Source organism: Burkholderia sp. WP9 (assembly GCF_900104795.1).
GTDB lineage: Bacteria > Pseudomonadota > Gammaproteobacteria > Burkholderiales > Burkholderiaceae > Paraburkholderia.
In genome coordinates, this window is sequence record NZ_FNTG01000001.1 from 2,337,228 (window position 1) to 2,360,460 (window position 23,233).

At 64.7% G+C, this 23,233-nt stretch carries 14 protein-coding genes; 5 read left to right on the forward strand and 9 right to left on the reverse strand.

The annotated features are described in order from the left end of the window. Positions 1-305: 305 nt before the first annotated feature. Complete coding sequence (locus tag BLW71_RS10440; protein ID WP_091796073.1) at positions 306-1,382, reverse strand: glycosyltransferase family 4 protein; 1,077 nt, start codon at positions 1,380-1,382, stop codon at positions 306-308. Between the two features lie 116 nt (positions 1,383-1,498). Then, positions 1,499-3,292 carry a lipid A export permease/ATP-binding protein MsbA gene (msbA, locus tag BLW71_RS10445; protein WP_091796076.1) on the reverse strand — a complete coding sequence of 598 codons (1,794 nt, stop codon included), beginning with the start codon at positions 3,290-3,292 and terminating at the stop codon, positions 1,499-1,501. 278 nt (positions 3,293-3,570) lie between these two features. Between msbA and BLW71_RS10450 the strand changes: the two genes are divergently transcribed. Then, complete coding sequence (locus tag BLW71_RS10450; protein ID WP_091796079.1) at positions 3,571-4,332, forward strand: glycosyltransferase family 2 protein; 762 nt, start codon at positions 3,571-3,573, stop codon at positions 4,330-4,332. Positions 4,333-4,530: 198 nt separating this feature from the next. Here the strand turns inward: BLW71_RS10450 and dnaE are convergent, their stop codons facing one another. After that, the gene (dnaE, locus tag BLW71_RS10455) at positions 4,531-8,112 is read right to left on the reverse strand and encodes a DNA polymerase III subunit alpha (protein ID WP_091796082.1); all 3,582 of its coding nucleotides are present in this window, start codon (positions 8,110-8,112) and stop codon (positions 4,531-4,533) included. A gap of 330 nt (positions 8,113-8,442) precedes the next feature. Between dnaE and BLW71_RS10460 the strand changes: the two genes are divergently transcribed. Both BLW71_RS10460 and gluQRS read left to right on the forward strand, forming a co-directional pair. After that, positions 8,443-9,306: a sulfurtransferase gene (locus BLW71_RS10460; protein ID WP_091796086.1), complete on the forward strand. Its 864-nt coding sequence runs from the start codon at positions 8,443-8,445 to the stop codon at positions 9,304-9,306. A 62-nt stretch (positions 9,307-9,368) separates the two neighbouring features. Further along, positions 9,369-10,262 (forward strand): tRNA glutamyl-Q(34) synthetase GluQRS, encoded by an 894-nt coding sequence (gene gluQRS, locus BLW71_RS10465; protein ID WP_091800694.1) that lies wholly within the window; start codon positions 9,369-9,371, stop codon positions 10,260-10,262. Between the two features lie 18 nt (positions 10,263-10,280). Here the strand turns inward: gluQRS and BLW71_RS10470 are convergent, their stop codons facing one another. The 6 genes from BLW71_RS10470 to purT form a co-directional block, all read right to left on the reverse strand. Next, positions 10,281-11,771 carry a DEAD/DEAH box helicase gene (locus tag BLW71_RS10470; protein WP_091796089.1) on the reverse strand — a complete coding sequence of 497 codons (1,491 nt, stop codon included), beginning with the start codon at positions 11,769-11,771 and terminating at the stop codon, positions 10,281-10,283. A 324-nt stretch (positions 11,772-12,095) separates the two neighbouring features. Continuing rightward, positions 12,096-13,532, reverse strand: a complete 1,437-nt coding sequence (locus tag BLW71_RS10480) for an aldehyde dehydrogenase family protein (protein ID WP_091796095.1) — start codon at positions 13,530-13,532, stop codon at positions 12,096-12,098. 169 nt (positions 13,533-13,701) lie between these two features. Beyond that, positions 13,702-15,354, reverse strand: a complete 1,653-nt coding sequence (locus tag BLW71_RS10485) for an acetolactate synthase large subunit (protein ID WP_091796098.1) — start codon at positions 15,352-15,354, stop codon at positions 13,702-13,704. Between the two features lie 256 nt (positions 15,355-15,610). After that, positions 15,611-15,979 carry an MliC family protein gene (locus BLW71_RS10490; RefSeq protein WP_091796101.1) on the reverse strand — a complete coding sequence of 123 codons (369 nt, stop codon included), beginning with the start codon at positions 15,977-15,979 and terminating at the stop codon, positions 15,611-15,613. A 104-nt stretch (positions 15,980-16,083) separates the two neighbouring features. Next, a complete protein-coding gene (locus tag BLW71_RS10495; RefSeq protein WP_091800697.1) occupies positions 16,084-16,296 on the reverse strand; it encodes a DUF6726 family protein in 213 nt (70 codons plus the stop codon). Between the two features lie 130 nt (positions 16,297-16,426). Then, positions 16,427-17,641: a formate-dependent phosphoribosylglycinamide formyltransferase gene (gene purT, locus BLW71_RS10500; RefSeq protein ID WP_091796103.1), complete on the reverse strand. Its 1,215-nt coding sequence runs from the start codon at positions 17,639-17,641 to the stop codon at positions 16,427-16,429. 285 nt (positions 17,642-17,926) lie between these two features. Between purT and BLW71_RS10505 the strand changes: the two genes are divergently transcribed. Together BLW71_RS10505 and BLW71_RS10510 are read left to right on the forward strand one after the other, a co-directional pair. Further along, entirely contained in the window at positions 17,927-18,478 is a 552-nt protein-coding gene (locus BLW71_RS10505; protein WP_091796106.1) for an META domain-containing protein, read from the forward strand. A 260-nt stretch (positions 18,479-18,738) separates the two neighbouring features. Next, positions 18,739-23,181 (forward strand): DNA translocase FtsK, encoded by a 4,443-nt coding sequence (locus BLW71_RS10510; RefSeq protein WP_091796109.1) that lies wholly within the window; start codon positions 18,739-18,741, stop codon positions 23,179-23,181. The last annotated feature ends 52 nt before the right edge of the window (positions 23,182-23,233 follow it).

Consider the following 23,233-nt stretch of genomic DNA (forward strand, 5'->3'; position numbering starts at 1 on the left):
GCGCCGATACCCGGCGCGAGGTCGCGTTCGCCATGCACAATCTCCAGCGGTATTCTTCCCGAAGGCCTCCAGTGCAGCGGCTACGGCCCCGTCACGACGGGCCGGCGCGGCTCGGGATGCGGCGCTTCTCGCCCGCCGCCTGTCCAGGCCGGCATGGAAAGCTCGATGAAATAAGTGGGTGTTCGGCCCGAATTGAGTTCGAGCGTTGAGAGTGAAAAATTATAACATGTGACCCTGCCGCGGAACGGCGCGAAACCGCGCCAGCAAGGCCGCCCGCTCCTTGTGCGACAAGGGTCCGGCGGCCCCTAACGCGTCGCGTCGAGTTGCTCGGCCAACCTCAGCAGCGCGTCCACGTGAGCGGCTACGCCTGGGTCGTAAAGCACTGCGTCGCGGGCCCGTTCCGACGGCGCGCGACGCGTGCCGTCGCGATGCGCGCCCACCGCCCGCTCGAGCGTGGCACGCAGATCCGCCACGTCGTCCGGCGAAAAAATGAATTTCGCGTGAGGGGCAATCGCATCGCAGCAGCCAATAGTCGACGGGAAAATGACCGGGGTGCCGCACATCACCGATTCGATACCGACCAGACCGAACGGCTCATACGTGGATGCGAGGATCGTGAAGTCCGCGGCCTGGTAACACTCGGCGAGCTCCTTCACATAGCCGATATAGCGCAGCCGCCCGGACGTACGCGCGGGCGGCCGTCCGGCCACGGCCACCACCACGGGCAGCGCCGTGTCGCGCAGCGCGGCTTCGATAAGCGGCAAACCCTTGCGCTCATGGCTGCTCGACGGAAACAGCAGGACGATCTCGTCGTCGGCAAAACCATATTTGCGACGCAGGGTGGCGCGCGTCGCGGCGTCGGTCGGCGCGAAACGCGTGCCGTCCACGGGGGGGTACAGCACGCGGATTTTCGCCTCGTCCACGCCGTACAGTTCGCGCAGTTCATCGTGCATCAGTTGCGAATGCGCGACCACGACCTTCGAGCGCTCGTACTGACGGCGCTCGAGCGCAATCTGCCAGCGGTCCGAACGCTTCTGCGCTCGCCCCGTCGCCCGTAAAAAACCGAGATGCGTGCCGCCGCAGATCGCCATATCGGACGAGTCGACGCGGTTGCAGCCGATCAGCACATCGACTTGCGCCGCGCGACGTGCGCCGCGCAGCCGCCATGAAAACCAGCGGTCGCGCAACTTGCCCGGCAGAAACGACACGTTGATGCGGTGTGGCTCGACCATCGCGTATTCCGCCAGCGACGCATCGAAGCGACGCGCAAAGAAAGCCGGCTCGATGCCGCGCGCGGCAAGGCCGCGCACCAGGTCCATGGCGTAGCGCTCTAGGCCGCCGCTGTGCTGCAGCGCGTTACTGGAAAGTCCAAGTTTCTTCATTCAGCAGACAGCGCGAGCCAGCGCCTCGTCAAATGTTAAGGGGCAAGTCATGCGCGGTCCGCGCTGGCGAACCGCGTGAATGGAGACCCGAATGGCCGATCGACGTGTCGCGCGCGTTACGCCGCGCTCTGCTGGAACTGGATGCGGTGCAGATGCGCGTACAGCCCGTCTTTCGCCAGCAGTTCACGATGACTGCCGCTCTCGACGATCCGCCCCGCTTCCATCACCAGAATCCGGTTGGCACGCTCGATGGTCGACAGGCGGTGCGCGATGACGAGCGTCGTGCGGCCCTTCATCAGCGTTTCCAGCGCGGCCTGGACGTGGCGTTCGGATTCGGAGTCCAGCGCCGACGTTGCTTCGTCGAGGATCAGGATGGGCGCGTCCTTGTAGATCGCCCGCGCAATCGCCAGACGCTGCCGCTGGCCGCCCGAGAGCATCATGCCGTTGTCGCCGACCAGCGTTTCGATGCCTTTCGGCATGGCCTCGACGGTGTCCCACAGGTTGGCCGCGCGCAACGCCGCCTTGACCTTGTCGGGATCGGCGACCTGCCCGTACGCGACGTTATTGGCGACCGTGTCGTTGAACAGCACCACGTCCTGACTCACCATCGCGATCTGACTGCGCAGCGCGTGCAGATCGTATTCGGGGATCGCCACGCCATCGACCAGAATCTGACCGCCGCTCGGATCGAAAAAGCGCGGCAGCAGATTTACCAGCGTGGTCTTGCCGCTGCCCGACGGGCCCGCGAGCGCGACCATTTCACCCGGCGCCACTCTGAACGACACCTGGTCGAGCGTGTGGCGGTTGTGCGTGGCGTTCGCGCTGTAGTTGAACGAGACGTCGCGGAACTCCACTTCGCCGCGCGCGCGTTCCAGCGGCTTGCCGCCGCCTTCCGGTTCGGACGGCTCGTCGATCAGGCCGAAAATCAGCTCGCACGCCGTCATGCCGCGCTGCAGCGGCTGGTTCACGTCCATCAGGTGCTTGAGCGGCGAGATGATCAGCAGCATCGACGTGACGAAGGCGACGAAGCCGCCCACCGTGGTCTGATCCGAGGATGACTGCACCACCGCGATCGTAATCACCACGGCGAGCGCGATCGACGCGAGGAACTGCGTCAACGGTTGCGCGAGTCCACCGGACACGGTCATGCGCATGGCATAGCCGCGCAGACGCTTGCTCATCGACTCGAAGCGATCCATCTCGTACTGCTCGCCGTTGTGCACCTTGACGACCTTGTAGCCGCCCACCGACTCTTCGACGATGTACGACAGCTCATTGGTCAGCAACTGATGCTCGCGGTTCAGACGGCGCAGGCGGCGGTTGATCTTGCCGACCAGCCAGCCGATCGCCGGCAGCAGCACCGCGACGATCAGCGTCAGACGCCAGTTCAGATAGAACAGATAGCCGAGCAGGAAGACCACGGTGAGCGAATCGCGTACCAGCGTGACCAGCACACTCAGCAGCACGTTGAGAATCTGGTTCACCTCGAAGACGATCGCGTTGATCACCGTGCTCGCGGTTTCGCGCTGGAAGAACGCCACGCTCGTGTGAATCATGCGGCTGAACATTTTCAGGCGCAGATCGAGCAGGATCTTGTTCGTCACGTAGGCAAGCAGATACCCGGATGCATATTGCGACAAGCTGCGCACCAGCGCGAGGCCGATCACCGCGGCCGGCACGAACCACTTGGTTTTGTCGTTGGCATGCGCGCCGAAGCCCTTGTCCAGCAAAGGCTTGAGCAACGCAGGGATCGCCGCGTCGGTCGCGGCGCTGACGGCCATTGCAACGATTGCGCCGAGGAGAACCCAGATCAGCGGCTTGATATACGGCCACAGCCTTTTAAAGACGACGGAGGGCGACGACGCCTCACCTGTACCGATGGGTTTGCTTAACGTTGGCTTCGCGCTCAAGGAATCCTCTGAGAATGCGGGACGGCAACCGCGCGGCAGACGGAATGCCGGCCGGGCGGAATATCAAAAAAGAGCATTGTAAACGGTTGGGGATGGGCGTCGGCGGTTGGGGATCGGCTGTGTATACTTCGGCAACTCGCTTCGGCAACTCGCTTCGGCCACTCGCTTCGGCCACTCGCTTCGGCAGCCCGCTTATGCCCGCTGCTTCGCGCAACATGCCTGGGGGGCGCCGGCTGGTGCGAAGCGTTCCGTCATTTTGCCCTTCACGCTACTCAGGTATGCAAGAAACCACCCTCGGCGTCGCCATCATCACCAAAAACGCGGCGGCGCGGCTGGCTGAATGCCTGCAAGCCGTGGCGTTCGCCGATCAGATCGTCGTGATCGACGGCGGCAGCACGGACGGCACCGCCGACATCGCTCGCTCGCACGGCGCTCGCGTGATCGAACAGACCGACTGGCCGGGCTACGGCCCGCAAAAGAATCGCGCGGTCGACGCGCTCGGCACCGGTTGGATTCTTTCGATCGACGCCGACGAAATCGTCTCACCGGAGCTGGCCTCAGCGATCCGCGCGGCGCTGGCCGCCCCCACCGCCGACGTTTATGCGGTAGACCGGCTGTCGAGTTTTTGCGGGCATTGGATTCATCACAGCGGCTGGTATCCGGACTGGATTCCGCGTCTGTTCAAACGTGGCGCCGCGCGCTTCTCCGACGACCTGGTGCACGAGCGGCTGGTGTTCGACACGCCGGCGCAGCGTCTCACCGGCAAGCTGATGCATTACTCGTACGAGGACTTCGAAGGGGTGCTGCGCAAGCTCGACGCATATTCGACCGCGGGCGCCCAGCAACGTCACGTGGCGGGCCAGCGAGGCAGCTTCGGCAAGGCGCTCGGGCGCGGCGCGTGGGCGTTCGTGCGGACTTATTTGCTGCGTCGCGGTTTTCTGGACGGCCGCGCCGGTTTCATGATCGCGGTGTTCAATGCGGAGACGGTGTATTACCGGTTTTTGAAGCTGGCGCGCTTGGGGGAGAAGGCGCGGCGCTAGCTTGCGGGGCATGGGTCGCCAATCACCGTCGGTTGGTCTAGCCGGCTGATTGCGTCGCGCCCATGAAAGATCACTCGCCTGATAACGCGGCGTGCTTAGCGGCACTCGCTATGCCCGCGTCGCAGGGATTCGCCGCTTCGAGTCACAGTCAGGTTTTGCCGCGCCATTGGCGCGGCAAAAGCCAGCATCAACCCACCATCAATACACGATCTCGATCGAGCTTCCGGCAAACTCGCCGCGCAACGCCGCGAGCAGTTCGTCGGTCGGCTTCACGCGCCACGCGTCGCCCAGACGCATTTCACCTTCCGCGTTCTGGCTGCGATACACCACCTGCACGGCGAGCCCGTTTGGAATCTGTACCGCCTGACGCTGCCCACCACCGCCGTAGCCGCCACCATTGCGGCCACCACCGTTGCCACCGCCGTTTCCGCCTCGCGATGAAGCCGCCGGTGCCGCTGCCGCCTGCGGTTCGTCCTTGCCTGCGCTATGCGCTTCAAGCACACGACGCAATGCCAGCGCGTCCGCGTTGCCGTTCATCTGCACCTTCACGGCCTCAGCGTAACGGCAGCGTGCGCGGCCGAGGTCCATGACCGTGTCGACAGTGAAGCGAATCCCGCCAGTAAACGCGTCGTTACGCGCCTGGCCCTGCACGACCAGCAGTTCGTCTTCCTTGAACAGCTGCTTGTGCGCTTCGAACGTTTCGTTGAAAACCGTGACTTCGCATTGACCGGTGCCGTCGTCGAGCAGCGCGATCAGCATCTTGCCGCGCTGGGTCATCTGCGTGCGCAGCGACGCGATCACACCCGCGACCAGCTTGTCGCGGCCTTCCTTCAACTCGCCGATCTTCTGGCGCACAAAGCGGCGCACTTCGTTCTTGTAGGCATCGAACAGATGGCCCGACAGATAAAAGCCGAGCGCGGCCTTCTCTTCCTGCAGCTTTTTCTTTTCCGGCCATTCCGGCTCGTCGACCAGTTCGTGACCTTGCGACGGCGCGTCGCCCATGTCGAACAGGCCCGCTTGCAGCGCGTTGGCGCTCGCCTGCTCGGCGGCTTCCATGGCGAGCGAAACGGACGCGATCAGTTGCGCGCGGTTCGCATGCAAAGTGTCGAACGCGCCGGCGCGGATCAACGCTTCAACCGTGCGGCGATTGACGATGCGGCGGTCGACCCGGTTGCAGAAATCGAAAATATCGATGAACGGACCGTCTTCGCGCGCGCGCAGAATTTCTTCGATCGCGTTCTGGCCGCTGCCCTTGATTGCGCCGAGGCCGTAGCGGATCGTTTTCGAGCGCTTGCCGTCAGGCTCGGCGACCGGCTCGAAGCGATACGCGGACAGATTCACATCCGGCGGCAGCACCGCCATCTTGTTCGTGAGACAGTCTTCGAACAGGATCTTGACCTTGTCCGTGTCGTCCATGGCGAGCGACATATTCGCCGCCATGAATTCCGCCGGATGGTGCGCCTTCAGCCATGCGGTGTAATACGCCAGCAGCGCGTACGCGGCCGCGTGCGACTTGTTGAAGCCGTAGCCCGCGAACTTCTCCATCAAGTCGAAGATTTCGTCGGCCTTCTCAGCGGTCAGACCGTTCTTCGCGGCGCCCTGGCGGAACAACTCGCGATGCTCGGCCATTTCCTCGGCCTTCTTCTTACCCATCGCGCGACGCAGCAAGTCGGCGCCGCCCAGCGAATAGCCGCCGATGATCTGCGCCATCTGCATCACCTGCTCCTGGTAGACCATGATGCCGTAGGTCTCTTTCAGAACAGATTCGACACGCGGATCCGGATATTCCACCACTTCGCGGCCGTGCTTACGCGCGCAGAAGCTCGGAATCAGGTCCATCGGGCCCGGACGGTACAACGCGACCAGCGCGATGATGTCCTCGAAGCGGTCAGGCTGCGCGTCTTTCAGCATGCCCTGCATGCCGCGGCTTTCCAGCTGGAACACGGCGACCGTATTCGCTTTCTTCAGGATCGAGAACGACGCCGGGTCGTCGAGCGGCACTTGCCCGAGCGACCAGTCCTGCTTGGACGGATCGAGACGCCGGATATAGCGCTCGGCCCAGTCGAGAATCGTGAGCGTGGTCAGACCCAAAAAGTCGAACTTCACGAGGCCGACGGCTTCAACGTCGTCCTTGTCGTACTGGCTCACCACGCCGCTTTCGTCGCCCTGCGTGTACAGCGGACAGAAATCAGTCAGCTTGCCGGGCGCGATCAGCACGCCGCCCGCGTGCATGCCGACGTTACGCGTCAGCCCTTCCACGCGCTGCGCGAGTTCGAGCAGCTGATGCACTTCGTCTTCGTTGTCGAAGCGCTCCTGCAGCAGCGGCTCTTCCTTCATCGCGTCGGCAATGGTGACGTGCTTGCCCGGCTTGAACGGAATCAGCTTGGCGATGCCGTCCGTGAACATATAGCCGAGATCGAGCACGCGGCCGATGTCGCGCACCGCAGCCTTCGCCGCCATCGTGCCGAACGTGGCGATCTGCGACACGGCGTCCGCACCGTACTTTTCCTTCACGTACTGGATCACGCGATCGCGGCCGTGCTGGCAGAAGTCGATGTCGAAGTCGGGCATGGACACCCGCTCCGGATTCAGGAAACGTTCGAACAGCAGGTTGTAGCGCAGCGGATCGAGATCGGTCACGCCGAGCGCGTATGCGACCAGCGACCCGGCGCCCGAGCCCCGGCCCGGACCGACCGGCACGCCGTTGTTCTTCGCCCAGTTGATGAAGTCCGCCACGATCAGGAAGTAGCCGGGAAAGCCCATCTTGATGATCGTGCCGCACTCGAATTCGAGGCGCTCGTAGTACGTGGCACGTTGCGCCGCGCGTTCGGCTTCGTCCGGATAAAGCTGCTCGAGACGCTTTTCGAGGCCCTCTTTCGACAGATGCACGAGGTAGTCGTCGAGCGACATGCCGTCGGGCGTGGGGAAGAGCGGCAGCTTCGGCTTGCCGAGTTCGAGCGTGAGGTTACAACGCTTGGCGATTTCCACCGAGTTGGCGAGCGCCGACGGAATGTCCGCGAACAACGCGGCCATCTCTTCCTGTGTGCGGAAATACTGCTCGGACGTAAAGCGCTTCGGGCGGCGCGGATTGGCCAGAATGTCGCCTTCGGAAATACACACGCGCGCTTCGTGCGCGGTGAAGTCGTCCGGCGTCATGAACTGCATGGGATGCGTGGCGACCACCGGCAGTTTCAGCGACGCCGCGAGTGCGACCGCCTGCTGCACGTAGTGCTCGCCGCCGGGCTGACCGCAGCGCTGCAACTCGATATAAAAGCCGCCGGGGAATACCTTCGCCCAATGCAGTGCGTTGCGCTTTGCCGCTTCTTCGTTACCCGCCGCGAGCGCGAGGCCGACGTCGCCCTGCTGCGCGCCCGACAACGCGAGCAGCCCTTCGCCGAGACCCGTTTCGAGCCAGCCGGCCTCGACTTCCGCGCGACCGCGATACTGGTTCGTGAGCGACGCCTTGCTGAGCAGTTCGCACAGGTTCAGGTAGCCGCGCCGGTCCTTGACCAGCAGCAGCAAACGGGAAGGCTTGTCGCGGTCGTCCGGATTGGTGATCCAGACGTCGCAGCCGGCAATGGGTTTGACTCCTTTGCCACGGGCTTCCTTGTAGAAACGGACGAGGCCGAATGCGTTGCCGAGATCGGTGAGGGCGAGCGCGCCCTGGCCGTCTTTGGCGGCGGCCTTGACGACGTCGTCAAGGCGCACGATGCCATCGGCAATCGAGAATTCGGAGTGAACGCGGAGATGAACGAAGCGGGGATCTGACATGGGCGACATTGTAACTCCACCCTTCCGGAGTTTTCAGGCCAAAACCGCGCGTTGGCCGTCCGGCTTAGGGCGCAAACGCGCGAGCCGCGTGCACAGGCGTTTCTGAGGTGGCGGAGCATGCGGACGTCCGCCTGAGCGCGGCAAATCGACAGCAAGTTCGAGAACGATTTGCGCTACCGCAACCCGCTGGCCATTCGGCCGAGTCGGGGAACGCGCCGGGTTGAGAGATAATACGGGTTTCGCCCCATTCGAGGTGGCCGTACCGCGTGGCGCCTGAAAGCGGGAGCCCAATGCGCCCCGTTTTCCGCAACGCCGGTCACCTCTTACCGCTGGACACTTATGAGTATCGTCAACCTCTCTTCGTATCAATTTGCGACTATCGAAGATACCGCCGCATGGCGCCCGTTCGTCACGGAGCGCTGCAATGCGCTCGGCCTGAAGGGCACTGTTCTGCTGGCGCCGGAAGGCATCAACCTGTTCGTCGCCGGCACGCGTGAGGCTACGGACGCGTTCATCGACTACATCCGTCGCGACGCGCTGTTCGAAGGCAAGTTCGCGAATTTGCAGTTCAAGGAAAGCCTGTCGGACAAGCAGCCGTTCACCCGCATGCTGGTCAAGCTCAAGCGCGAGATCATCACGATGAAAAAACCGGCCATCCGGCCGGAGCTAGGCCGTGCGCCGTTCGTCGACGCGCCCACGCTGAAAAACTGGCTGGACCGCGGTCACGACGATCAAGGCCGCCCCGTCGTGATGCTCGACACGCGCAACGCATTCGAAGTCGACGTCGGCACGTTCGATAACGCGCTCGACTACCGCATTACGAAATTCAGCGAGTTTCCCGAAGTCATCGAGCAGAATCGCGCCGATCTGGAAGGCAAGACGGTTGTGTCGTTCTGCACGGGTGGGATTCGCTGCGAGAAAGCGGCGATCCACATGAAGGACGTGGGCATCGAGAACGTGTACCAGCTCGAAGGCGGCATTCTGAAGTACTTCGAGGAAGTGGGCGGAGCCCACTATCACGGCGACTGCTTCGTGTTCGACTACCGCACCGCGCTCAATCCTCAACTTGAGCCCAGCAAGACGACGCAATGCTTCGGCTGCCGCGCCGTGGTTTCGCCGGAAGCGCAACAATCGCCCATGTACGTGGCGGGCAAGACGTGTCCGGAATGTCATCCGGACAGCAAGGCGGCACGCGCCGCGTGATGGTGGCCGCGCAGCCGGCGCAACAATCGGGCCGAGGCTTGCGGGCCGGGGCCAAGGCCGGCATGCCCTACCGCGGACGTTTCGCGCCGTCGCCCACCGGCCCGCTACATTTCGGCTCGCTGGTCAGCGCGCTTGCAAGCTGGCTGGACGCACGTGCGCATCGGGGAGCGTGGCTCGTACGCATTGAAGACATCGACGGCCCGCGCACCGTGCCGGGCGCCGCCGAAGATATTCTCGCCACCCTCGAACGCTTCGGCATGCAGGCAGACGAACCGCCTGTCTGGCAAAGCACCCGCCTCGCGCGCTACCAGCAGGCGCTGGAGGAATTGAAGGCCGGCGGCATGATCTATCCGTGTGGCTGCACGCGCAAGGAAATCGCCGACTCGCTTCTGCACGCGCATGCGCGCAACACCACCCTCGCCTATCCCGGCACCTGCCGCGAAGGCCTGCATGGCAAACCGGCGCGCGCATGGCGACTGCGCGTGCCCGATGGCGACGCCGCGATCATCACGTTCGAGGACCGCTGGCAAGGCACGCAGACACAGAATCTGGCCACCGAGGTCGGCGATTTCGTGCTGAAGCGCGCGGACGACCAATGGGCGTATCAGCTGGCGGTGGTCGTCGACGACGCGGACGCGGGCATCACGCACATTGTGCGCGGCGCGGATTTGATGGATTCAACGGCACGGCAGATCTATTTGCAGCGCTGCCTGGGCGTGCCGACGCCCGAATATTTGCATGTGCCCGTCGTCATGAACGAACGGGGCGAAAAACTCAGCAAGCAGAACGGCGCCACGGCGCTGGACAGCGATAAGCCACTCGACGCGCTGAGCGCGGCGGCGCGGCATCTGGGGCTCAAGCTGGAAAGCGCTGCGGACCATACAACGCTAGACGGCTTTTATGCCGCCGCCACGGTGGCATGGGCAAAACGAATGGGATTACCCGCAGCAGGATAACCGCGATTCGCGCCTGGATCAGGAAGACGACGGCGACTTTCTCGGCATTCCGAACCCGCCCAACAGCGCCGCCAACGGCTGCTTGGAAGCGGACTTCTGCGGCGCGGCCGAAGCAGCGTCGGCCTCCTCGACCTTGCGAACCGAAGCAGGCGACGGCTCATACGGCTTCAGGAAGAAATCATCCACCGGTTGCGCGCGATGATGATGCGGCCGGTCGAACGAACCAGACGACGCACCCGTGCGCCGACGGCTGCCGCGATCTTCACGCCCTTCGCGCCCTTCCCGCCCCTCGCTGCTACGCTCGCGACGCGGTGCGCGCTCTTCATGGTGGTGGCGCACCGGCGCTTCCACCGTCAGGCGTTGCACGTCCAACGGACGCTTGATCAACTTCTCGATATCGGCAAGCTGCTTGCGCTCGTTCGGGCTGCACAGCGACAAGGCGTCGCCTGAAGCACCCGCGCGGCCGGTACGGCCGATCCGGTGCACGTAGTCTTCCGCATTGAACGGCAGATCGAAGTTGATCACCGCCGGCAGTTCGGCGATATCGAGGCCGCGTGCGGCGACGTCTGTCGCCACCAGCGCTTCGATCTCGCCGCGCTTGAACGCGTCGAGCGCCTGCATCCGTTCATTCTGCGAGCGGTCGCCGTGAATCGCTGTCGCCACCACGCCGTCGCGCTCGAGGCTGCGCGCGAGACGGCTCGCGCCGATCTTGCTATTGCAGAACACGATCACCTGCTTGAGGCTGCGCTCGCGAATCAGTTGCACGACCGCGCCAGTTTTGTCGCCTTCGGCGACTTCAAAGACGATCTGCGTTACGTTGGTCGCAGTCGAGTTGCTGCGCGCGACTTCAATGGTTTGCGGGTTGTGCAGATAAGTGGCAGCGAGTTTCTTGATTTCGCCCGAGAACGTGGCCGAAAACAGCAGCGTCTGACGCTCTTTCGGCAGCAGGTTCAGAATGCGCTGCAGGTCCGGCAGGAAGCCCATGTCGAGCATGCGGTCGGCTTCGTCGAGCACGAGAATCTGCACCTGGCCGAGGTTGGCGGTCTTCTGTTGCACGTGATCGAGCAGACGGCCTGGCGTGGCGATCAGAATCTCGACGCCGCGGCGCAGTTGCTCCGATTGCGGATTCATATCCACGCCGCCGAACACCACTGCGCTGCGCAGCGCAGTGTGCTTCGCATACGACTGCACGTTCGCGGCGACCTGGTCGGCCAGCTCGCGGGTCGGCGTGAGGATCAGCGCGCGCACCGGATGGCGGGCGGGTGACGCGCTCGTGCTCGCCTGCGGCAAGAGGCGCTGGATGATCGGCAGCGAGAAACTCGCGGTCTTGCCGGTGCCGGTTTGCGCGGCGCCCATGACGTCGCGGCCGGCCAGCACGACGGGAATCGCCTGCGCCTGGATCGGCGTAGGGATGGTGTAGCCCGATTCTTTGACGGCTTTCAGGATGTCGGGCGCGAGACCGAATTGATCAAAAGTCGCAGTGCTGGGCGTGACGGCTGTGTCGGACATGGTGGCTTTCGCTAAAAATGCGCTTTGCGCGTGCGCGCGGCAGCGGTCGGAACCGCAGAGGGCATTGTGATGAAGGCGGAGCCACGGCGTTCCGCACGGGACCCGATAGTATTGCGGGAAAAAATGCGGCCGGCTCCGGCCGGCGGAAACACCCGCCGGAAAGGCCGGTATTGTAGCACTTCAGCAAAAACACTCATGGCGCATGTGCCGGCTTTCTGCTTACGCCGGCGAAAGCCGGGGCGCCGGCGCTCGGGGCACCCCCATGCGCCGTCGCGCTTCGCTCGCAGCGTAGTGGGCTCAGACGACAGTTGCGTGACAGCCGTCCTACCACGTCTCGCGCATCACCATCAGGCGCAACTCGGTCATGTCCTCGATCGCGTAGCGCACGCCTTCACGCCCCAACCCGGAATCCTTCACGCCGCCGTACGGCATGTTGTCGACCCGGAACGACGGCACGTCGTTGATCACCACACCGCCCACGTCGAGTTCGTCCCACGCGCGATGCGCATGCGCGAGCGAATCCGTGAACACGCCCGCCTGCAGGCCGAAGTCGCTGTCGTTGACGGTCGCGAGCGCGGCGTCGAAATCGTCGAAGCGCTCCAGAATCGCCACCGGCCCGAACGCTTCCTTGCGATACAGATCGGTGTCGCGTTTCACGCCTTCGAGCAGCGTGGCCTCGAACATCGCACCCTCGACCTTGCCGCCGGCAATGATTTTCGCGCCCGCCTGCACCGCGCTTTCCATCCAGCCGACGAGGCGTTTGGATTCCGATTCGGAGATCATCGGCCCGACGAAGGTCTTTTCGTCTTTCGGATCGCCCATTACGAGCGATTTGGTCTTGGCAATGAGCTTCTCGCGCAAGGCGTCATACAAACTGGCGTGGACGAGAATCCGCTGCACGCCGATGCAGCTCTGCCCCGACTGATAGAACGCGCCGAATGCGAGCCGGTCGACCACATAGTCGAGCTTTCCGCCCTGATCGCCGTCGACGATCGCAGCCGCGTTGCCGCCCAATTCCAGAATCACCTTTTTCTTGCCCGCCTTCTTCTTCAAATCCCAGCCCACCGCGGGCGAGCCGGTGAAGGACAGCAATTTGAAGCGCTCGTCGGTGGTGAAGAGATCGGCGCCGTCGCGATGCGCGGGCAGAATCGAGAATGCGCCTTTGGGCAGATCGGTTTCCGCCAGAATCTCGCCCATGATGAGCGCGCCGACCGGCGTGCGGCTCGCCGGCTTCAACACGAACGGCACACCTGCCGCGATAGCCGGCGCGACCTTGTGCGCGGTCAGGTTCAGCGGAAAGTTGAACGGCGAAATAAACGAGCAAGGGCCGATCGGCACCCGCTTCACATAGCCGTGGTAGCCCTTGGCGCGCGGCGAAATCTCCAGATTGACGATCTCGCCGTCGATGCGCACCGACTCCTCCGCGGCCACCTTGAACGTATCGATCAGGCGCGTGACCTCGCCTTTCGAGTCGTTGATCGGCTTGCCGGCCTCGATGCACAGCGCGAGCGCCAGTTCGTCGTAGCGCTCGCGAAAACGCTTCACGCAATGTTCGAGCACCGCCTGGCGTTTGAACGGCGGAAAGGCGCGCAGCGCGGGCATGGCCTCGACGGCGTGGCCGATCGCTTTGTCGATCGCGGCGGCGTCGGCCATCGCCACGCGGGTGGCGACTTCGCCGCTGAATTTATCGGTGACTTCGAGATCGGTGTTGGCGGCCACCGCAACGTTGGCGAGATAGTACGGGTAGGTCTTGTTCAACATGACGCGTCTCCTTGATCCGATAGCTGTAAAAGCAAGACTGCCAGCAAGGGGCATGCCCCTTGGCTGCTCATTGGCTGCTCACTTGCCGCTAGTGTGCCGTTCGCGTGCCGCTCACTAGCCGCGCCCATTTTCCGCTCGCCTGTCAGTCGCCGGTGAAGCCACCCGCCGTTCATAGTTGCGCCGACAGCCGCTTGATCTCGCGATTCAGCACGCGCTCATTGTCGGAATAGTCGATCGGCAGATCGATCACATGTACGCCCGGCGTCACGAAACATTCGCGCAGCAGCGGCGCGAACTCCGCCGCCGATTCGATTCGGTGACCCTTTGCCCCATAGCTCTGCGCATACGCGACGAAATCCGGGTTGCTCAGCGTCATGCCGTAGTCGGGGAAGTTCATGTTTTCCTGCTTCCAGCGGATCATGCCGAACGCGTCGTCGCGCAAGATCAGGATCACCAGATCCAGCCTCAAACGCACCGCCGTTTCCAGTTCCTGCGAATTCATCATGAAACCGCCGTCGCCGCACACGGCCATGACCTTGCGGTCCGGATGCACGATCTTGGTGGCGATCGCGGACGGCAGCCCCGCGCCCATCGAAGCCAACGCGTTGTCGAGCAGCAGTGAATTCGGTTCGTGCGCGCGGTAGTAGCGGGCGAACCAGATCTTGTACATGCCGTTGTCCAGACACACGATGCCGTCCACCGGCGTGGTCTCGTACACGTCGTTGACGATCCGCACCGGATACATGGGAAAACGGTCGTCGTGCTGGCCTTTGATCAGATGCGCCTCGAAGTGCTCCTTGATTTCCTTGAAGCGCGTGAAGTCCCAGTGCTCCTGGCGCTCCTTGAGACTTTCCTTGAGCTGCCAGACGGCGTTGGCGATATCGCCGACCACTTCGATCTGCGGGAAGTACACCGTGTCGACCTCGGCGCCGAGGAAGTTGACGTGAATCACCGTCTTCTCGCCGGCCTCGCCGCTGCGCATGAAAAACGGCGGCTTTTCGATCACGTCGTGACCGACATTGATGATGCAGTCCGCGTGGTCGATCGCGCGGTGCACGAAGTCGCCGTCGGAGAGCGTCGCGTTGCCGAGCCACATGGGATGCGATTCGTCGATCACGCCCTTGCCCATCTGCGTGGTGAAGAACGGAATGCCGATCTGGTCGACGAACTCGCGCAGCATCTTGGTGGTGGTTTTGCGATTGCCGCCCGCGCCGATCATCAATAACGGATGCTTCGCGCGGGTGATCGCCTCGACCGCGTGCGCCACGGCTTTTTCCTCGGCGATGGGACGGCGGCTGTAGCTCTTCGGTATCGGCTTGCCGTCGCCTTCTTCATGCGCGACGTCTTCCGGCAATTCGAGGTGAGTGGCGCCGGGCCGCTCCTCTTCCGCCTGACGCACCGCCTCGCGCACCGCCGCCGGGATATTGCTGACCGACACGATCTGCCGCGTGTATTTGGTCAGCGGCTCCATCATGCGCACTACGTCGACGATCTGAAAATGCCCTTGCTTGCTCGCCTTGATCGGTTTTTGCCCGGTGACCATCAGCATCGGCATGCCGCCCAGTTGCGCGTACGCGGCGGCAGTCACGAGGTTGGTCGCGCCCGGGCCCAGGGTCGCCAGGCACACGCCGATGCGCCCCGTGAGACGCCCGTAAGTGGCGGCCATAAAACCGGCCGCCTGTTCATGACGCGTGAGGATCAGACGGATTTTCGAGCGGCGCAGCGATTCGAGCAGATCGAGGTTTTCTTCACCGGGAATACCGAACACATACTCGACACCTTCGGCTTCCAGCGATTTGACGAACAGGTCCGATGCTTTCATTGAGGGTCTCGCTTGATGATACGGACGCGGGCCGCGACCCCTTGCCGGGGTCCGGAAACGGACGATCGAAAGACGACGACGGCCATGCGGACACCGCCCGGCATGGCTTGATGGCATAACGTGAGCGCGCTGCAGATGCCACGCCAGACAGCTTACTACTCGAACGGGAATGATGTGCGGCCGGCGGCCAATGCCGCGCGGCAGGAGCATGATGAGGCAATCAGCGGCGCAGTTGGGATAACCCGCCGCCGCATGCCTAGCGATTGATGGTGACGCAGTCCGACAGCATGGGCGGCGCGTTTTCGCCGTCCATGGCGTCGTACAGGTCGGCGCGCGGGCCCTTGATCCACCATGTATAGCTGCCGGCCTGATATTTCGCGCCGGAGGCCGACATGGTGTTGACGAACAGCAGCGCTTTGCCCTTCACCGGCACGAGCGCGAAGCTCTGGCCGTTCGCCGTGTTCCAGTAGGTGACCTGCAGGATCTTGCCGGTCGCACAGGTGTATTTGTGGGTCTGACGGTTTTTTGCCTGAATCTCTGAAAACTGCAACGGCGCGGCACATGCAACGCCATATGACGCCGCCAGTCCCGCCGCCGTGGTTAACGCAACCAGCCATCTCTTCATGGGAAGCCTCGATCGTTGCTGCCAGTCAAACACGGGCGATGCCAGGCAAGCCCCAGGTATGCCGCGCCTCGTGGCTGCGGCTCAGGACAGTCGACGCGAATCGATCATGGATCGATCACGTCGGCGCACGCATCGGTCGGCGCGGCGGCCACGTGCCCGACCACCGGCACGATCTTCAAGCCGGCCGAAGCGATCCGGCACGGCGCGGCCGCGAGACCGCACCCCGTCAAACCGGCACACAGCGCGAACAGCACGCCGAGTGTGCCGAGACGGCCGGCCACCCCGCGCCGCGTGTTGTTGCCGATTTCCAGCGCCATACGTACCTCAACGTCGATGAGCTCGACGAGCCCAATCATTTCAGATTGCGCGCGCCGATTATGCCGGCCGCGCGAAACCAGCGGCGCGTGGCGGTTCGTCACAACCATGCCGAGCGCGCCCCGCCGGCACTTACTTCGCCGACACCGGCCGCACCGCCGCCGCAGCCTGCTTCGCACGCGAGCGTGCTTCGTCGGTGCTGTCGCCCGTGGCGAGCGCCACGCCCATGCGGCGCTTGACGAAACTCTCCGGCTTGCCGAACAGGCGCAGGTCCGAATTCGGCACCGCCAACGCCGCGGCGACACCTTCGAAAGCAATACCGGTCTCGTCGAGGCCGCCGTAAATCACCGCCGACGCACCCGGCGCCCGCAGCGACGTATCCACCGGCAAACCGAGGATCGCGCGCGCGTGCAATTCGAATTCCGAAAAGCGCTGCGAGCACAGCGTGACGAGACCGGTGTCATGCGGACGCGGACTCACTTCCGAAAACCATACGTCATCGCCGCGCACGAAAAGTTCCACGCCGAACAAACCTCGCCCGCCGAGCGCGGCCGTGACCTTGTGCGCCACTTCACGCGAACGTTCGAGCGCGAGCGGGCTCATGGGCTGCGGCTGCCACGATTCGACGTAATCGCCCGCCACCTGCACGTGGCCGATCGGGTCGCAGAAATACGTGCTGACTTCACCGCTCGCCGGGTCGATGGCGCGCACGGTCAACTGCGTGATTTCGTATTCGAAGTCGATAAAGCCTTCAACGATCACGCGGCCGTGGTTCACCCGGCCGCCGGCCATGGCGTATTGCCATGCGGGTTCGACGTCGGCGTCGCTGCGCAGCACCGACTGCCCCTTGCCCGACGACGACATGACCGGCTTCACCACGCACGGGTAGCCAACTTTGGCGATGCCCGCGCGCAGTTCGTCGAGCGAGTCGGCGAAGGCGTACGGCGAGGTCGGCAGGCCGAGTTCCTCGGCGGCCAGACGGCGGATGCCTTCGCGGTTCATGGTGAGCTGCGTGGCGCGCGCCGTTGGGATCACTTCGGCGAGCGCGTCGGCCTCGATAGCGGCGAGTTCGTCGGTCGCGATCGCCTCGATCTCGGGGACGATCAGATGCGGGCGCTCCTGTTCGACCAGCGCGCGCAACGCGGCGCGATCCGTCATGTCGATCACGTACGCGCGGTGCGCGACCTGGTGACCCGGCGCGTTCGGGTAACGGTCGACGGCGATCACTTCGACGCCCAGCCGTTGCAACGCGATGATCACTTCCTTGCCGAGCTCGCCGGCGCCGAGCAGCATGACACGCGTGGCGGATTCAGAAAGGGGCGTGCCGATCCGTTGGCCGATCTGCATGAGGTCTCCAGATAAAAGTCGGATGAGGGTGGGATTGGGTAGAGCACGATGTTAACATGCGGACCCCTCGCCGCACCTTGCTCGCGGCGGCCACATCCTGATCCGCGCGTGACGGGCAACGACTGCGCACGACTTGCGCACAACTTGCGCACAACTTGCTCACAACGGCGGCGTACAAGGCCGCCATGACGCGCTGAATAAGCTCGTGGCACGCCAATGCTCTCGCGTGCGGCGAGCTTAGTGCGTTACCCTTACGCCTTCGCCAGTTTGAAGAGGAACGACGCCATGCTCCAAAGCTCCTCCGCGCGACGTGTTGCGCGCTTTACCCCGTATTTCACCCCGCATCTGCGCACCGCCATCGCCGCGTTGAGCGTCGCCGCGCTGTTGAGCGCCTGCGCGATCCCGAAACATCCCGACTCGGAAGCCGCCGCGCCCGACCCCTTCAACCCCGCCGCCGCGCAATTGCTTGACGACACCAGCTGGGTGCTGAGCGCATGGAAACAGGCTGACGGCACCGCACGCGCGATTCCGTCCGCGAACCAGGGCGCGCCGATTACGCTCACGTTGTCCACCTCGACCGGTCAACGGCACGCCAGCGGCTTTTCCGGTTGCAACCGCTATATGGGCTCGTATGCGCTGAAAGACGGCAAGCTGAGCTTCGGCACGCTGGGCGGCACGCGCATGGCGTGCATGACGCCGGGCGGACAGATCGAGGGCGCGTATCTCAATGCGCTGACGCATATCGATCGCACCGGCGTGCAGATGCGCGCGCCGCAGCAGATGCAACTGGTGCTCGACAACGGCGACACGCTGACCTTCGACAGCAGCACGAAATGAGCGGGGCGCGGATCGCCGGACGAGAGCAAGGCACGCTGACTGGCCAACCGGCCTGCGGCGCGCGCCACGGTCGGAACGGTCCGCATGAAGGGTGAAGGCTGTCCCGACAGCCGTTGTTTTTCACCGACGGCAGGCCGCGCGCCGGTCTGCTTTCCAATGGGACGCAAGCATACTTGCGTCTGCCTTCGAAGCGTCGGGCTTCGCCGGTTTAAACTCGACGGATTGCGTTTGCGCGCGTCCGTCATTCGTTGATGTCTAGTATGCAAACGGTAGTTTTCGGCTGGTTCGGCGGGTCAGCCGTCTGGTTCATTCCTCTTGTGTGGCGTCTCGTGAAGTCCGCGCTGCCGGGCGGCGCAGGCTTGCGCGGCCCCGGCACGATCCGGCTTTGGCTCGGCTTCGTCTGCGTGCTGGTGGCGAGCTGCACACTCGAAGCGTCGCTGATCGGCGTGGCCGGTGTGAATGGCTTCGGCCACGCGCTGGCCGCGGGCTTCGGTCATCTGCTCGGGCATATCGGCACACCTCTCGCGGCGCTCGCGCTGCTGCTGATCAGCCTGCCCTGGCTGATCGATTTCCGCTGGCGCGACTTCGCCGCATGGGCCGACGGCGCGTTCGGCCTCGGCCTGTCGCGCGGCCTCGCCAAACGCGACGAGGAAGCGCGCCGTCATCGCAGTGTCGACGACGGCTTGCCGTCGCACGTTTCGCCAACCACCAATACGATGGCGCCGAAAACCAATGGACGTTACGCGCGCCCCACGGTGTGGCGGCCGCCCGCGCGCGGGCGCGACGCGGCCGCGGGCGCCGCTGCGGCTGCCGCGGGCAAGGATGCGTCGGCGCGTGGCGTCGGCGCGAGCTGGCGCAGCGGGGCGGCGGCGCCGCGCGGTCAGACGCAGTCCGAGCCGGTGCTGCACACGGGCGCAGCGACGACATCGCCGCGCCATGTACCGATGCAAACGCAATCACTCAACCCGGACAAAGCCGCGTGGATGCCGGCCGAGCCGGTCGCACCGACCGGCTGGTTGCGCGACTCCGGATCACGCATGGCTGCGCCGGCGGAGGATTCGGTCGCCGGATCGGGTGCATCCGGTGCCGCGGCTCGCGACAGCGCATCGCAGGTTGGACGTCGGTCGGCTGGCGAGCAGCGGGCCGTCGGATCGTCAGGGTTCGGTGCCGGCCTCGCGGCAGGTGCGGCCTTCGCTCGGGGTGCGGCTGCAGCTGGTGCAGTGGGTACAGTGGGTGCAACTTCGGCAGCCGCGACAGGCACTGCGAGTGCGGCACGTACTGTGGGTGGTGCAGCTGCGGCGGGCGCGGCAGGTGCCGCGGGCCGCGCGGCTATGCCAACCAGAGTGGCTCAGACATCGACGCACGCGGCGGCAATGGCGCGCGGCGTCCCCGGCGCGGCCTCGCACTCGACTGCGGGGTCCGTGGGCAACTCAACCACCGGCGCGGGTCGTCCGTCGGTGGCGGCCCAAGGCACCTCTGCCCCGGCGGCTTCGGTCAATCGCGCCGCGGCGCCCCGGCAGGCTTTCCCGGCCGCCCCGCGTTCAGGCGACGACATGCCGGCGTCGGCGACGCGCCGGGCGCCGCCCAGCTTCACGCGGCCTATGCCCACGACGCAGAAAGTCACGCCGCCTCCGAGTGTGCAGGAGACGCTTCGCAGCATTGCTGAAAACGCCGCCCGCTGGACCGACCTTGCCGGGGTGAGCCTCGCGCGCAGCAGCAGCGCGGACGCCCCGAAAGTCACGAGCGCGCCGGACGCGTTGGGGTCGTTCGAGGTTCGGCCATCGGGCGGGGATATGGCGCGAGCGGAGGTACTCGAGACGCCTTTGATGCCATTGACGCCGGACGAGGCTGTGCCTTCGTTCGACGTTGTGGAAAGTGCATCGGCTGACGACTCGGTAAAAGCGCCGATCGAAACGACGCGCACGGAAACCGCGATCGAAGTGCCGCTGGAGGTCAGGCACGAGCCCGTCGTGCAATGGCCGATCGAGCCACCGATCATTCAACGACCGTTGACGGCGGCGCCCGTAGTCGAGCCTGTGTTTGCGGCTCCGGCTGCGGCTGCGGCTGCGGCTGCGGCTGCGGCTGCACCTGCACCTGCACCTGCGCCTGCGCCTGCGCCTGCGCCTGCGCCTGCGCCTGCGCCTGCGTCGCAGTATGTGCCATCGGTTGCTACACCTACGCCGTTTCAGATCTTCGCGGCGCAGTTGCAAGCGAGCGAAGCTCACGCGGACGAACCGCCGCTCGAAGACGACTCAGCGCAGCTGGCACCTCACGCCGACAGCCACGCGAGCCCGACAGCTGAAGTCGCGCAAACGCCTAGCCAGCCGGCGGATCATTCAGAAGTCATCGCATCTGAGGTTGCCGGGCAGCCAACTACATCCGCGGCCACCGAACACGTTAAAGCAGCCGCACCGGTCATCGAGCCGCCATCCGCTGTGCCGGCGTATGCCCCGGTCGCTTCCGTCGTGTTCGATAAAACCCTCGCGCCTTGGGAAGCCGAACTCGATGCCGTCCTGGCGCAACACGCGGCTTCGTCGTCGAGCGGGCCGGCTGTCGCTAGCGTTGCCGCGTCGAGTGAAGCCGTGGCGACGCATGACGTCATGCCGTCGCTGAGCGGAGCGCGCCTTGACGAATCCACTGCACCGGTCCAAATGGAAGCCGTGGACTCCCCTGCCCTGCCGGACGCGACCCAGGCATCGGACGCGTCAACCAGCACGCACGCTGCAAACGTAACCGCAGCAATGCCACCACTCAACGTAGCGTCGCATGCGTCGAACTCGCCCACCACCGAGCACGTTCCAAACGCATCGGCCGCAATGCTGCCGCAAAGCATCGTGCCGCACGCGTCGGAATCGCCGGCCACCGCATACGCTGACAACACAGCAGCCGCAGAGCCGCCACCCACCATCGTGGTGCAGGCATCGAACGTGGTTCGCTTTCCGGGCTTCGCGGTTCACGCCGCGCCCGTGGCATCCGATGTCGTTGCCGACGAACCGGTCGCCGTGGAAGACCGCGTCAACGAGGCCGCCTTCGCGCCAGCAGCATCCGCACCGCTCGCGGCAGCACCGCTCGACGCAAAGCCACTCGACGCAACACCCCCCGCTGCACCGACCACAACCGCGCCCCCATCCACCGGGGCCGCCGAACCCACCGTCCAACGCCCCCCGCTGCGCGGCCACAGCCCCACCAACGGCTTCGAGTTCCGCGCACCCGCGGCTTCGATGGTCGAACTGCCCACGCTCGACCTGCTCGCGCCCGCAGACATCGACGTCGAACCGGTCTCCGAAGAAAAGCTCATCGAAACCGGCCTGCTGATCGAACAGCGTCTGCAGGAATTCAAGGTGCCGGTGACCGTTGTCGGCGCGTCGGCCGGGCCGGTCATCACGCGCTTCGAAGTCGAGCCGGCGCTTGGCGTGCGCGGCAGTCAGATCGTCGGTCTGATGAAGGATCTGTCGCGCGGGCTCGGCCTGACATCCATCCGCGTGGTCGAGACGATTCCCGGCAAGACCTGCATGGGTCTGGAATTGCCGAACGCCAAGCGCCAGACCATCCGCCTGTCCGAAATTCTCGAAGCCAGCGTCTACCAGAACTCGCATTCCCAGTTGACGCTCGCCATGGGCAAGGACATCACCGGCCATCCGGTGGTCGCCGATCTGGCGAAGGCGCCGCACATGCTGGTCGCGGGCACGACCGGTTCGGGCAAGTCGGTGGCGATCAACGCGATGATCTGCTCGCTGCTCTTCAAGGCGACGCCCGAGGAAGTACGCCTCATCATGATCGATCCGAAGATGCTGGAGCTATCGGTCTACGAAGGCATTCCGCATCTGCTCGCGCCGGTCGTCACCGACATGAAGCTGGCCGCCAACGCGCTGAACTGGTGCGTCGGCGAAATGGAAAAGCGCTACCGCCTGATGTCCGCGGTCGGCGTGCGCAATCTGGCCGGTTTCAACCAGAAAATCCGCGACACCGAAGCCAAGGGCAAGAAGCTCGGCAACCCGTTCTCGCTGACGCCGGAAGCGCCCGAACCGCTCGCGCCGCTGCCGCTGATCGTGGTCGTGATCGATGAGCTGGCCGACCTGATGATGGTGGCCGGCAAGAAGATCGAAGAACTGATCGCGCGGCTCGCGCAGAAGGCGCGCGCCGCCGGCATCCACCTGATCCTGGCGACGCAGCGTCCTTCGGTCGACGTGATCACGGGGCTCATCAAGGCGAACATTCCGACGCGCGTGGCGTTCCAGGTATCGTCGAAGATCGACTCGCGCACGATTCTCGATCAGATGGGTGCCGAGTCGCTGCTGGGCCAGGGCGACATGCTGTTCCTGCCGCCCGGCACGGGCTACCCGCAACGGGTACACGGCGCGTTCGTCGCCGACGAGGAAGTGCATCGGATCGTCGAGTATCTGAAGCAGTTCGGCGAGCCGCAGTACGAGGAAGGCATTCTCGACGGCCCGGCCACCGAGGGCGGCGCAGCGCAAGACCTGTTCGGCGAATCGCCGGACGCGGAGGCCGATCCCCTCTACGACGAGGCGGTCGCCTTCGTGGTGCGCACGCGGCGCGCGTCGATCTCCTCGGTGCAGCGCCAGTTGCGCATCGGTTATAACCGCGCGGCGCGTCTCGTCGAACAGATGGAAACGGCGGGCCTCGTGTCCGCCATGGGCATCAACGGTAGCCGTGAAGTGCTGGCGCCTGGGCCGGCGGAGTGAACCACTATCGCAGGCCATCGCTCGCGTAAAGCCAGCCGCAAAAAATGCGGCC